Annotated in this window: 12 protein-coding genes; 4 read left to right on the top strand and 8 right to left on the bottom strand. The window is 45.9% G+C overall.

All coding sequences use genetic code 11. From position 1 onward, the window contains the following. The first annotated feature begins 343 nt into the window (after positions 1-343). A complete protein-coding gene (locus L5L97_RS01360) occupies positions 344-973 on the top strand; it encodes a peptidylprolyl isomerase (RefSeq protein WP_173497052.1) in 630 nt (209 codons plus the stop codon). A gap of 128 nt (positions 974-1,101) precedes the next feature. Here L5L97_RS01360 and L5L97_RS01355 read toward each other — a convergent pair whose 3' ends face one another. From L5L97_RS01355 to betI, 6 genes are all read right to left on the bottom strand, one after another. Further along, complete coding sequence (locus tag L5L97_RS01355) at positions 1,102-1,578, bottom strand: MarR family winged helix-turn-helix transcriptional regulator (protein ID WP_006080852.1); 477 nt, start codon at positions 1,576-1,578, stop codon at positions 1,102-1,104. A gap of 101 nt (positions 1,579-1,679) precedes the next feature. After that, positions 1,680-2,384 (bottom strand): TorF family putative porin, encoded by a 705-nt coding sequence (locus L5L97_RS01350; RefSeq protein ID WP_263180888.1) that lies wholly within the window; start codon positions 2,382-2,384, stop codon positions 1,680-1,682. A gap of 14 nt (positions 2,385-2,398) precedes the next feature. After that, a complete protein-coding gene (locus L5L97_RS01345) occupies positions 2,399-3,616 on the bottom strand; it encodes a BCCT family transporter (protein ID WP_263180886.1) in 1,218 nt (405 codons plus the stop codon). A 385-nt stretch (positions 3,617-4,001) separates the two neighbouring features. Continuing rightward, on the bottom strand, positions 4,002-5,687 hold the full coding sequence (gene betA / locus L5L97_RS01340) for a choline dehydrogenase (protein WP_263180885.1): 1,686 nt from the start codon (positions 5,685-5,687) through the stop codon (positions 4,002-4,004). 9 nt (positions 5,688-5,696) lie between these two features. Next, positions 5,697-7,160 (bottom strand): betaine-aldehyde dehydrogenase, encoded by a 1,464-nt coding sequence (betB, locus tag L5L97_RS01335; protein WP_168823354.1) that lies wholly within the window; start codon positions 7,158-7,160, stop codon positions 5,697-5,699. Further along, positions 7,151-7,756, bottom strand: coding sequence for a transcriptional regulator BetI (gene betI, locus L5L97_RS01330; protein ID WP_263180884.1), 606 nt, complete (start codon positions 7,754-7,756; stop codon positions 7,151-7,153). The genes betB and betI overlap by 10 nt, the downstream gene beginning before the upstream one ends. Before the next feature lie 599 nt (positions 7,757-8,355). On the opposite strand from betI, the gene yiaY reads away from it, so the two are divergent. The 3 genes from yiaY (at position 8,356) to L5L97_RS01315 (ending at position 11,215) form a co-directional block, all read left to right on the top strand. Continuing rightward, complete coding sequence (yiaY, locus tag L5L97_RS01325) at positions 8,356-9,504, top strand: L-threonine dehydrogenase (protein ID WP_028760717.1); 1,149 nt, start codon at positions 8,356-8,358, stop codon at positions 9,502-9,504. Positions 9,505-10,354: 850 nt separating this feature from the next. Beyond that, positions 10,355-10,720: a hypothetical protein gene (locus L5L97_RS01320; RefSeq protein ID WP_028760718.1), complete on the top strand. Its 366-nt coding sequence runs from the start codon at positions 10,355-10,357 to the stop codon at positions 10,718-10,720. Between the two features lie 288 nt (positions 10,721-11,008). Then, on the top strand, positions 11,009-11,215 hold the full coding sequence (locus L5L97_RS01315) for a hypothetical protein (RefSeq protein ID WP_028760719.1): 207 nt from the start codon (positions 11,009-11,011) through the stop codon (positions 11,213-11,215). A gap of 80 nt (positions 11,216-11,295) precedes the next feature. On the opposite strand, the gene L5L97_RS01310 is transcribed toward L5L97_RS01315, so the two are convergent. After that, positions 11,296-11,664, bottom strand: coding sequence for an acyl-CoA thioesterase (locus tag L5L97_RS01310; RefSeq protein ID WP_006080843.1), 369 nt, complete (start codon positions 11,662-11,664; stop codon positions 11,296-11,298). Positions 11,665-12,194: 530 nt separating this feature from the next. Continuing rightward, positions 12,195-13,520 (bottom strand): isocitrate lyase, encoded by a 1,326-nt coding sequence (gene aceA / locus L5L97_RS01305; protein ID WP_198572101.1) that lies wholly within the window; start codon positions 13,518-13,520, stop codon positions 12,195-12,197. Positions 13,521-13,638 lie beyond the last annotated feature (118 nt).

Raw genomic sequence — 13,638 nt, 5'->3', positions numbered from 1 at the left:
AAGCATGGCTCCTAAAGCATGCAATAAGTGAAGAGCAAATGGGTAGAAATAACATGACAAGCGTAAGTCATTTTTATGTCATTGCGTTCAGACTAATACTAACAAATACGTCAGGTGACATATTAACCACAGACATCAGTGCAACACTTTGTATCAATTGCGTTTTATAACTTGAACAGCCTATCTCTCCTCTGTCAACATCTCGTCTCGCTACAGCATAGAAACATAATAACAACATTACATTCATGGAGCCTGATATGCCCTCGCATATACGCCAGTGGCTCGCTCCCATGGAATGCTAAAGCAAAAACTCCCCAATGATGATTGAGAATAAGGATATGAAATGAAGAAGTTATCAGGATTACTATTTGTCGGCTGCATTGCCTTGACGGGTTGTGAAGGAAGTACAGATGGTGATTTAACGCCGACGCCACCGACGCCCGATCCCACTCCGCCAGCCTTAGCTGCGGATGTATGTTATTTAATGAAAACCACGAAAGGCGATATCACACTTGCCATTGACTTAACTAACATGCCAATCACAGGTAAAAACTTTAAGCAGTATGTTGATAAGTCATTCTATAACGGCACCTTATTCCATAGAACCGTTAATAACTTTATGATCCAAGGCGGCGGTTTTACCACTGGGCTCAAAAGCAAACCAGGCGATGCCCCCATCAAGAATGAAGCCGCTGTCGGTATTAGCAACAAACGTGGCACTATCTCCATGGCTCGCACGGATGATCCTAACTCTGCAACATCACAGTTCTTTATCAATGTGTTAGATAATCCACATTTGGATGCGTCTGCGAGTAATTATGGTTATGCCGTGTTTGGCAAAGTGGTCGACGGCATGGATGTGGCGGATCAAATCAGCATAGTACCGACAAAAAACAGCGGTGGTTTTGCTAATACGCCAGTGCAAGAAATCCTGATTAACTCTGTTGCTAAAACAAGCTGCCCTGCTGCTTAAGCATCTAAAAGACGCACAGCTAAACGACATCTAACTAAAAGCAAAAAAGCACTGAAGATTCAGTGCTTTTTCATTTTAAAATCTAATCGATTTTAACGTCTAATCAATTTAAAGCATGAGCTAAACGATTACTCATCCCCTTGGATCTTCCCCACCAAGAGCATAGGCGCCGCATCAATTTTATCGGCGTCCATCATAGTCGCGATACGCTCAACGGCTGAGAGCAATTGACTCTGCTCCCATTCTTCAAGATTCTGATAACGCTTAATAAAATGATCCTGTAACGGTTTAGGAGAGTCCTGTAACAGCGCTCGTCCCGCATCGCTAAGATATAAATGCACCTTACGTTTGTCAGTCTCACTGCGCAGACGGATCACTAAACCACGGCCCTCGAGTCGATCGATAATGGTCGTTACAGTCGCAGGGCTGAGCGTAATTTCTTCCGCCACGGTTTTAGCCAATGGCGCATCCAATTGGGCGATTTTCTGCATCACCATCAATTGCGGCCCAGTTAAACCTGAGTGTTTGTTCAGCTGGCGAGAATGAATGTCGATAGCGCGTATCACTCGGCGCAGCGAAATAAGCAGTTGTTCGTACTTTTCCATCGTTCTTTTCATTCTCCCCATTCTAAGCAACGAGTGCACCTTACCAGAAAGCGCGACTGAACTCACCCACGGGAGGCGCTTTTAAGGCAAAATCCCTGAGGTTACAACATGAATTGACGCGATACCGACAACACTAGACGCTCGTCACTGGTATCTAAGTTCATGCTAGTATCTTCGGCAGCAAGACTGAAATCAAAGCCACTCCAACTGGTCAGATAGGCGATACGGAAATGATTAAAAGATTTGCCACCATCCCATGACCATTTATCCTTATCAAGTGATGTCGAGCGATCGACACTAAAGCGAATATTATGCCCTTCAGCGACACTGACAGTATGGCCAAGCAACATAGTGTAATGCTCACCACCCAAACCAAAGTAATCCCATGTATAGGTCAACTTAGCCTCAGAGTGACCCAGTGAACTATCATACCCTAACTTGCTATACAGCTCAGGATAGTTGTACTCATCGGAAAACGACTCGCCGTGGTAAGTGTAATAAGCCAGTCCGACATCGAAACTCAGTTGCTCATTGAGCTGATAAAACTTACCCGCATAGGCATCGAGTTCCAACCAAGTGCTGTCGTTCCCCCCAAAGTCGACGTTCGAGGTAAAGCCACCCACATACCATCCCGAATCAAAACCATAATCCAAATTGCCTTGCAGCGCTGGGCCGCTGTCAGTTTGGCTGACACCGTTAAAAGTGTAATCCGACGTCGCCGTCACAGTGGCCGATAATCCGGCATTGGCCGCTGTTGACACCAATAACAACCCTCCAGCGACAAGATAAAAACATTTTGATTTCATTATTAATTTTTCCATTAGTTGGCTAGCTCAATTTTAGTAAAGTCGATTTTGTTCTCTTTTGGCGAGCGCTCAATGGCACGAACAGTTTGCAATTGCGTCATCATGATGTAACCAAAACAGCTAAAGATCAGGCCCAGTGCGATTGCACCAACCCATTGAATTTGAAGAAAGTCTAATTGAAAAAGTAATGTCAGACTGCAGAGCAAGACTAAGTTAAAACTGACATATTTAAGCTTGCCTAACCGCTCAATGGTCAAATTAAGATTATCGGTATACAGGCGCACCAGTGAGTCGAGTGAATTAATTACAAAGGTAATTCCCACAATCACCATCGCCAGATTATAGAAGCCCGAGGTATCTAAGCCATTGGCGCTGTAGTAATAAAGTACAGTGAACCAAATCGCGATGGGGATAGACGGAAACACCATCATGGCCAACAGCACTTGATAGGTTTTCATGCCGCCGACAAAGCGCGAGGTAAATTGACCGATCATAATGCTCCACGCAAACCACCAGAACAGATAAAACTCATGGTAGTCATTGATGGGTAACACAAAATATTGAATATTGCCGAAGTAGTCACCTAACATGGCGAAGGTCGTAAAGAACTCACCCACACTCGAGTCAGCCGATAAAAATGCACTGGCCCACATGATGGCAATCAGGCCTAAAAATAACCAGGTGCTCGCCAGACTCAAGATACGCACATAACGTATGCTAGTGCTGGAATACACCGCCGCGGCGATCACCATAAATACGATTAAATAGAAGCTACCGACTATGGTTTCGCCATCGCCTAATTCGGGTAAATACCAAGGTAAATTGCTCAATAGCAAATAGGCGGTAAAGGCGCAGGTGCCAATAATTACGATATTATTGATGAACTTAACCCAAGGAATATCGAAGAATCTCACCCTAGGCTCGATGACACAAAAATAAAAACAGGTTAAAAAGTAGAAGCTCCAAATCAAGAAGGCCCAGAAGCCAAACTCAATCGCCAGTGGATTACTAAAGCCGTATTCAGGACTCGCCGCCACATTGGCGTAACCCGCAAACTCGGTGAGCGGAAACATGATCAAGCCAACATCAAGGCCTGAGGTAAACAGAATCGCGATAAAGGTAAAAGTACGCACAGGCGTCACGCCGATACAACGAATATTGCCCCAACGGTAAATCACAAACGCAATCGCGGTAAAAGTGAACAGTATCCCTGCGGATAATAACCAAGTCATAATGAGCACTCAGTCCCAGTCGATACTGGGTATAAGTCGGCATCTGGATATAAACCCATAAAATGTAACTCCATGTTTTTATTTAATAATAAAAACTGAACCATTTTTAAAGGCAACGTTTTGCCCTCAAGCCTTAAATATCGCTACTTAAAAACACTCCGCGATAGTTAAACCCTGATAGATGATCAGTCGTGAAAGCGGTCATTTGCACACTCACTGCGGGCTGACCGACCCTTTAGATAAAATAAATCATGACCCTTTTGAGTCATCAATTAATGAGTTTTGAGCCATCAATTAATGAGTCACTTCAAAATTGAAGCCGCCAGTCCGTCGATACGACGGACTGAACAGGCGTGTTGTGCACTTATGGCGTTAACTTATGGCTTTAACTTGTTGCAGTACTTCTTTGTGTGGTTTGCCAAGCGTCGGCAACCACAACGGCACAGTCTGCTGACGCTAACATCTCAGCCTCTAAAATCAGATCCGCGGCGCGCTCAGCTAACATTATGGTCGGCGCGTTCAAATTGCCGTTCGGGATAGTCGGGAAAATAGAAGAATCCACCACCCGTAAATTCTGCAATCCATGCACGCGGGTTTCGGGATCCACCACCGCCATCGCATCCATGCCCATCTTGCACGAACAAGAAGGATGGTAAGCACTCTCAACCGATTGACGCACAAAGGCATCGATTTGCGCATCGGTTTGCACTTGTATGCCGGGTTGAATTTCCTCACCGCGATACTCATCGAATGGCGCTTGATTGATGATCTCACGGGTCAAACGCACGCAGGCCCTAAAGCCTTCAATATCATCGGGATGCTGTAAATAATTGAACTGAATTTTGGGCGGCACTTTTGGATCTGCCGACACTAAGGTCACGGCACCACGGCTTTTAGGCTTGTTATGGCCTACATGTACCTGAAAACCATGACCCGCAAAGGCTTCTTTACCATCGTAACGCATGGCCGCAGGTAAAAAGTGGTACTGTAAATCTGGCCATTCCAGACCCGCTTTTGAGCGAATAAAACCACAGGACTCGAAGTGATTCGTGGCCCCTAGGCCTGACTTATCTAAAATCCACCGAGCACCGATTAAGAACTTGCTGAAAGGATCTAACTTGCCATTGAGTGAAATCGGTTTAAGGCATTTGAATTGGAAATAAAACTCTAAATGATCCTGTAAATTCTGACCAACACCGGGCAACTCATGTTGTAACTCGACCCCTGCATCGGCCAATACTTGGGGATCGCCAATGCCTGATAATTGCAGTAAATGCGGCGAACCTATTGAGCCCGCGGCTAAAATCACGTCTTTGTTACAACGAATATCTTCAACTTTACCTTTGTGTTCAATGCGAACGCCAACAGCCGTTTGTCCTTCCAATAACACTTTATGCACTAAAGCGTGGGTCACAACCGTGAGGTTACGTCTAGCCATCGCTGGGCGTAAATAGGCGTTGGCGGTTGACCAGCGTACGCCTTTTTTGACCGTCATGTGCATAGGGCCAAAACCTTCTTGCTGCGCGGCATTATAATCGGCGGTCGATAAATACCCCGCCGCGATGCCCGCACCCACAAAGGCTTGATATAGCGGATTCTGCATCTGATTGCCGTTATTCACCCCTAACGGCCCTGACTCACCGCGATACTCATCACCACCAAAGGCCCAGGTTTCCGCCTTCTTAAAGTACGGTAAGCAGTGGCTATAATCCCAATTGGTCGCCCCTTGCGCCTGCCACTCATCAAAGTCCCTAGCATGACCACGAACGTATACCATGCCATTGATCGACGATGAACCGCCAAGCACCTTGCCCCGAGGACAATGCATCTTGCGATTATCTAAATACGGCTCAGGCTCAGTTTCAAACTGCCAAGCATATTTAGGGCTGTTCATCGGAATTGATAACGCCGTCGGCATTTGAATAAAGATACTCTTATCACTGCCTCCGGTTTCTAATAACAGCACTTCGTTTTTAGGATCCTTTGACAAGCGATTGGCGAGCACACAACCCGCTGATCCTGCACCAACTATGATGTAGTTATAATATTTTTGCTCTAATGACTGAGTCAAAATGCCTCCTTAAAATGGGCTTTCTAAGGGCTGTAGACCCACATAAACGGCTTTAACTTGGGTGTAATGCTTGAGTGTCTCGCTACCGTTTTCACGGCCAATGCCCGACAACTTATAACCTCCCACGGGCATTTCGGCTGGCGAGGCGCCATAGGCATTGATCCAGCAAATACCCGCCTGTAACTGATGAATGACCCTATGAGCACGGCTGATATCTTGGGTAAACACCCCAGCGGCCAAGCCCATGGCGGTATTATTTGCCCGAGCAATCACTTCGGCTTCATCTTTAAAGGTAAGCACGGACATTACAGGGCCAAAGATTTCCTCTTTACAGATGCGCATCTCGTCCGTGCAATGGGTGAAAATCGTCGGGGCAACAAAGTAACCATTGGGAGCATTTTCAGGTGTTAATGCTGTGCCACCGGTGAGCAGAGTTGCGCCGTCATCGATACCTTGCTGAATATAATCGAGTACTTTTTGCTGGTGGTCTTTGGAGATCAAGGCGCCAAAGTTAGTCTCTGGCGCCATAGGATCGCCCACCACAATATTAGTTTGAGTACGCATAAGCAGTTTTTCGATAAAGCGTGGATAAACTGACTCATGTACAAACACCCGCGTCCCATTGGTACAGACTTCACCTTGGGTATAGAAGTTACCGAGCATGGCACCTGAAACCGCATTGTCGATATCGGCATCATCAAACACGATAAGCGGTGATTTACCACCGAGTTCCATAGTGACGTCTTTTAATGAACTTGCCGCCGCGGCCATGACTTTTTTACCAGTACCGACTTCGCCCGTGAAGGACACTTTGGCAATATCCGGATGCCCCGTTAACCAAGCGCCAACCTTGCCATCGCCCATTACGACATTAAATACGCCATCAGGTAAACCCGCCTCACTTAAGAGTTGCGCCAATTTCAGTGCGCCAAGCGGCGTTTCTTCCGAAGGTTTAAAAATCATCACATTGCCGCTAGCTAAGGCAGGGGCGGCCTTCCAACAGGCGATTTGCAATGGATAATTCCACGCGCCAATGCCAGCACAAATGCCTAAGGGCTCGCGGCGGGTGTAATAAAAATCCCCACCGACTTGCTGCTGCGCGCCTTCAAGCCCTGGGGCAATATGGGCGAAAAATTCGATAGCATCTGCGCCTGTGACCACATCAACCACTGAGGCTTCTTGCCAAGGTTTACCTGTGTCGCGCACTTCGATTGCCGCGAGTTCATCATTACGAGCACGCAATAATGCGACCGCCTTTAACAGAATACGACTGCGTTCGGTGGCGCTCATGGCAGACCAAATCGCAAAGCCTTTTTTGGCGCTTTCGATGGCCGCTTGCTGAATTTTTTCATCGGCCACTTGCACTCGATACGCCAATTGCCCGGTGGCAGGATTGACGACGTCGAAGGTTTCGCCGCTGTCGTTAGCGAGTAACTGACCCGCAATAAAGTTGTACTGTACTTCTACTGACATGTGTTGACTCCATGCTGCTTTATCACATTGTGGATAAAGGTTTTGCATAATTTTTCGGCCTGAACAAAATCCTGCTCAGGGGTTTCACTTAAGGCGCTGCGTAACCAAAATCCATCGATCATCGCCGCCGTTTGCTCAGCAGCCATCAGGGCAAACTCTTTGGGCAACACGTGCCGAAAGGAAAAATGTAAGTTGCTGTATAAGCGGCGACTATTGATATTCTGCAAACGGGCTAACTGGGGATCGTGGACGGCCTGTGCCCAAAAACTCAGCCAAGTGTGAGTGACATTTCGCGAGCGTTGTAACTCGGTAAAATTCGCTTCAACTATCATCATTAAGCGCTCTGTTGGCGCCAACACTTGTCCTTGGATTCGATTGAGCAACGCTTGCTTTAACTGCTCGAGCAAGTGGCGCAGCGTCGCTTGGATCAAGCCCTGCTTACCACTGAAATAATGACTGATGATCCCCGACGACATCCCCGCCAACTGACTAATGCTGTTGATGGTCGTGTGCTGCAATCCATGCAAGGCAACCGATGCTAATGTCGCATCAATAAGCTGCTGTCTGCGTATCAATTTCATGGCGGTTTTAGGCATAAATACTCAAGGAATAACCACTCTCTCAATACTCTGAACGACGTTAATTGAACGTTCAATTAACAATCATGATAATGATTAGTGATGTAACTATCAACCTAAAATAGCACAGTGATAAAGCTCACAAGTTAGTTATGTAAAAAAGAATTAATCTGTAAAAACAAGATAAATGTATAGATTTCTTTGACTTACGGCCCTACCACAACCACAGCAGCACGCATAAATTAATATTAGATGTCAAACTAATTAATTGGAATTAATGCTACAAATGAGAGTATTTATGAGGTTTAACCTCTGTTAGATTTAACAATTGAGCCGTCAAACTCTGGATAAAAAGTGGGATAAAAAGTAAACGAAAAATGCACAGGAATGATGCATCACCAGGGGCGCTAACAACGCTAAAAAACCATATCGTACGCCAACACTAATACCCGTCATAAAAGTCCGAAATTTAGTTACCCAGTTCCAACTTTAGTGGGAAATTACCCTCAGATAAGCGCCGAACTCGATCAAGCTCACACTTTCACTACCTCCAAATTGGTAGCTTGATCACCAGAAAAGAACACAACTTAATCTTTACAAGCAAATAGGTGGATTTTATGGCTGCTAAATTTTTTATTCCTTCTGTCAACGTATTAGGCCAAGGCGCAGTGGATGATGCTATCGGTGACATCAAAACCTTAGGCTTTAAACACGCACTCATAGTGACAGATAAACCCTTAGTCAAGATTGGCTTAGTGGGTGAAGTGGCCGAAAAACTCGGTCAAAATGGTATTACCTCCACCATCTATGATGGTGTACAACCTAACCCAACCGTGACGAACGTCGAAGCGGGTTTAGCCCTGTTAAAAGCCAACAAGTGTGACTTTGTGATTTCACTCGGCGGCGGCTCACCCCATGATTGTGCCAAGGGTATCGCCCTTGTTGCCACCAACGGTGGCAGCATCAAAGACTACGAAGGGTTAGATCAATCCGCGAAACCACAGTTGCCGTTAGTGGCCATTAATACGACGGCAGGTACTGCCAGTGAAATGACGCGCTTCTGTATCATTACCGACGAAGCCCGCCACATTAAAATGGCGATTGTCGATAAACACACCACGCCTTTGCTGTCGGTCAACGACCCTGAGTTAATGCTGAAAAAGCCTGCGAGCCTAACTGCCGCAACAGGTATGGATGCACTGACTCACGCGGTTGAAGCCTATGTGTCTATTGCAGCGAACCCGATCACCGACGCCTGTGCGATCAAGGCTATGGAATTGATTCAAGCTAACTTAGTCAACGCAGTTGAAAACGGTCAAGACATCAACGCCCGTGAACAAATGGCCTACGCCCAGTTCTTAGCAGGTATGGCGTTTAACAATGCCAGCTTAGGTTATGTGCATGCGATGGCGCACCAATTAGGCGGTTTCTACGATCTGCCCCACGGCGTGTGTAACGCTCTGCTGCTGCCACATGTGCAGGAATACAACGCCCAGGTCGTCCCTGCTCGCTTAAAAGACATTGCCAAGGCTATGGGTGTCGATGTGTCTGCGATGACAGATGAGCAAGGTGCTAGTGCGGCGATAGCGGCAATCAAAAAACTGTCTGTTGCGGTTAAGATCCCAGAAAACCTGACCTTGTTAGGCGTGAAAGCGGAAGATATTCCAACACTTGCGGATAACGCGTTAAAAGATGCCTGTGGATTCACCAATCCAAAACAAGCGACCCATGCGGAGATCTGTCAGATCTTCACTAATGCGCTGTAATTGTGCGCAGTAATCGCCATACCTTACCAATCGCAAGTTATCGCACTGTAATCGTGCGCTAACTTGCTGGATAACGACTTATTGTCCTGCTAGTGCGTAAACACGACTTCATCCTCCAATGAATTCGTTTTAGGCTCCAATAGTGCACAGATTATTGCTGCACTATTGGGGCCTTTTTTACACCTGTATCAACAAGATGGTGAGGTAAGTTACTATCTTAAAAATTGAGTAACAAAAACCAACATAAAACTCAGTGTCTATGCACCTTTGCACTGACAAAACACTCACAAATCAGCATATTCAAGAAGAAAGGATCTGAACCTAAAATATTCATAGCAAAATGATATAAAAAACGTGATCTCTGTGGGTTACAGACTGTTACAGATCCGATAAGATGGCCCCAGTTCGCTTTTTCCCTGCAAAAGATGAAGCCAGCTGAGAGGCCCGTTCTAACGAATGGGCCTCTGTCCATTCTGCCTTCTGCGTTTCCTCTGCAACAACTTATGCTGCCACTTAATCGTATTGCGCCCACCAAAGCCTAATTAACCTATTTACTCCGCTGTTCGCTCTTTTTATCAATAAGACTTACTGACGACCAAGTTGTTGCTTTATTAATCAGTAATTCAGCAAAAGCGAAACTTCACCCAAAACTGAGATCTAGCACAAAGTTATTGGCATAAAACTCATGCTAAATAGAGACATGACAGATTAAGTAAATGGTTAATTTTCATGCAGTAACTATCCTTCTCCGTCAAAAAACATCAAGGCTATATAGACTTAATTAATGATTGACCGAATTCAAAAACGATGCCTATGATGGCAACAATATCCTCGAACAGGTAGGTACGCTATGACTGCAATCACCCATGTATATAACTACACAGTTAGATGTCCACATTACAAAGATCCTGAACATCCCGTTACTTGGTTAAATCATATTGAAATGAACCAGTCCTGTGAGATCGCGTTAAATCGCATCACTAAATGGCACGAGCTTTCTGGGGAAAAAACCTTCGAAACGAATAAGTTTGTGGTTCGTAAAGCCGAAAATGAAGACGCTTACTTCTCAATGCAGAGTGACAGACTCAAAAATGACGGCCATGCCTTAGTCACCTTTAAAATCTTTTTAGACGATTGCTGTGACGATGCGGCGCCAGAAGAAATCATGCAGCACCTGATTGAAGACTATCAACAACGCTTAGCCAAACTCGAATAATCTTTGCAGTATTATTTAGCGACCTTAGACGCCAGTGCGCAAAACGCCACTGGCGTTTTTATTTGTCGAGTTCGATAACTCAACCCACGACGTCATTTAATGCTCTTAGTTTCACTCACTCGGTTGATACTCGAACAGAAGCATTGCAACAGCGACTCAGCAGATAATGTCGCCATAGCGTGATTCAGCTCAAGATCTGTTATATTGTCCCGAATGTCATTTAGCACAGTAAAAATGGCAAGGCCCAGTAAATTGAGTTACGAACTTAAATTGAGGATTGGCATCACAATGAATAAAGCGACGCTCATTATTATTCCTTTATTACTCGCTACATCCGCCTGTGCGGATTTAAAGGACGCAGGCCGTGCCATCGGCACAACGACTAAAGAAGTCACCACTGAGATAGGCCACGCGACTCGAGACACGACAAAAGCCATAGGTCATGCTTCACGGGATGCGGTCAAATCGGTAAAAGAGGATTTAACCAAAGACTAATGACAGTGACGCCTAGGCGTCACTGCTCATTTTAAGCATCTTATACATTTAAGCATCACGCATTTTAAGCGCCACGCCCCTTAAGCCGCATTCGCCCGAATACCATGGGGCACAGGCAATCCTTGGGCATTAACATGCACAAACACCATCTTATCTATGCTCACCACTGGCGCCTGCGTCATCTTATTGCGTACTTGACAGCTGACAGTAATCGAGCTGTGGCCGAGACTCACGAGCTCCAGACCAAACTCAATCACATCTCCTTGATGCGCTGGCGTCATAAAGTTGATTTCAGAAATCAGCTTAGTCACATGACTGGTGCTCTTCATCTGGCAGGCAGCAAAAATAGCGGCTTCCTCATCTATCCAGCTGAGCAACTGACCGCCAAACAAGGTATTTGCTGGATTTAAATGTTCAGGTTTAACTAAACGGCGACTGTAATATTTCATGGCGGTGACCTCAATGTGAATGCCAACAATCAGCTTTAATACTCTATAACTTCCCACTGTATTCAGAGCATTTTTCAGGCCACAATTGATCGCCATTAAATAACAATGAGATAGCAATAAGCTGCTGTAAAATAATCCGATTATTGCACCAAGTCGCATCAGAGTTGCACCATATTAATCAGCGCAATAGTGAACCAATAAGCAAAAAAATAGCGACTCATAGAGTCGCCAAGCTAAGGCAAGCAAAAACTTACTGGGTAGGAAGTTAAGTCACAAGGTTTGACTTAAAAACCCGCGCAGCACATGTAGGCGAACTGCACGGGGACAACAGCTGCAAAGCAGCTAAACACAGGTTTACGGGTAACACTCTTTCACACTCGAAATTTAAGTCGCAAGCTCGGTAACTCATCACAGTCCGCCTTGCCCTTTACTTCGAGTTTTACCACCACGCCTCACCACAAACATCAGCATAAGGCGTGCTAAGGATTGATCCACAATCACAATGGATCATCCTAAGCGCTGCTTACTGCTTAAAACTGCTCTTCTTCGGTAGACCCAGTCAGTGCAGTCACTGAAGAATGGCCACCTTGAATAACCGTAGTCACTTGGTCGAAATAACCTGTGCCCACTTCCTGTTGATGCGCGACGAAGGTGTAACCTTTCTTCGCTGCAGCAAACTCAACTTCTTGAACTTTTTCAACATAATGCTTCATGCCTTCGCCACGAGCATAATCGTAAGCGAGGTCGAACATGTTGTACCACATGTTGTGGATACCGGCTAACGTGATGAACTGGTACTTGTAGCCCATGTCTGACAATGCTTGTTGGAAGCGCGCGATAGTGGCGTCGTCCAGATTTTTCTTCCAATTGAATGAAGGCGAGCAGTTATAAGCAAGCAGTTGATCTGGGTATTGGGCATGAATCGCTTCAGCAAAAATACGCGCTTCTTCCAAATCAGGTTTGGCGGTTTCACACCAAATCAAATCCGCATACGGGGCATAGGCCAGACCACGAGAAATCGCTTGGTCAAGACCGGCTTTCACACGGTAGAAACCCTCATTGGTACGCTCGCCAGTCACGAAATCACGGTCGTATGGATCGCAATCTGAAGTTAACAAATCGGCCGCGTTAGCATCGGTACGGGCGATAACCAGTGTATCGACACCGCTCACGTCCGCCGCTAAACGTGCAGCAACCAACTTTTGAACCGCTTCTTGGGTTGGCACTAATACTTTGCCGCCCATGTGACCACATTTTTTCACTGAAGCTAACTGATCTTCAAAGTGAACGCCGGCAGCGCCCGCGTCGATCATCGACTTCATCAGTTCGAAGGCATTTAATACGCCGCCAAAGCCCGCTTCTGCGTCAGCAATAATTGGCAGAAAGTAATCAACAAATTTTTCATCTTCTGGATTAACGCCATTGCCCCACTGAATTTGGTCGGCGCGACGGAATGAGTTATTGATGCGTGACACCACAGCTGGCACTGAGTTGGCTGGGTATAAAGATTGATCTGGGTACATAGTACCGGCTAAGTTAGCATCGGCTGCCACTTGCCAACCTGAAAGGTAAATCGCTTCGATACCCGCTTTCGCCTGTTGTACCGCTTGACCACCCGTTAACGCACCCAGTGAATTCACATAGCCTTTTTTAGCGCCACCGTTAACCAATTCCCATAACTTCGCAGCACCGCGCTTAGCGATAGTATTCTCAGGCACGATTGAACCGCGAAGCGCAACCACTTCTTCTGCGGTATAAGGACGACGCACGTGTTTCCAACGTGGGTTTTCAGCCCAATCTCGCTTGATTGCATCAATCTGTTCTTGACGTGAAGTCTGAGTCGTTGCCTTAGTCATAGTGTCGCTCCTTTATCTTTGATGTTGTAGCTATCATGAAACTGCCCCCCAGTTTCACTCTGCTAAATTGTTTGGTTGGCGGTAGCCCCGCCACAGCTAAATCTGATTGATATAAAAC

This window comes from Shewanella sp. SM71, from assembly GCF_025653905.1.
Taxonomy (GTDB): domain Bacteria; phylum Pseudomonadota; class Gammaproteobacteria; order Enterobacterales; family Shewanellaceae; genus Shewanella; species Shewanella oncorhynchi.
Note: the sequence above shows the minus strand (reverse complement) of the source record. Positions and strands in the feature narration are given on the sequence as shown.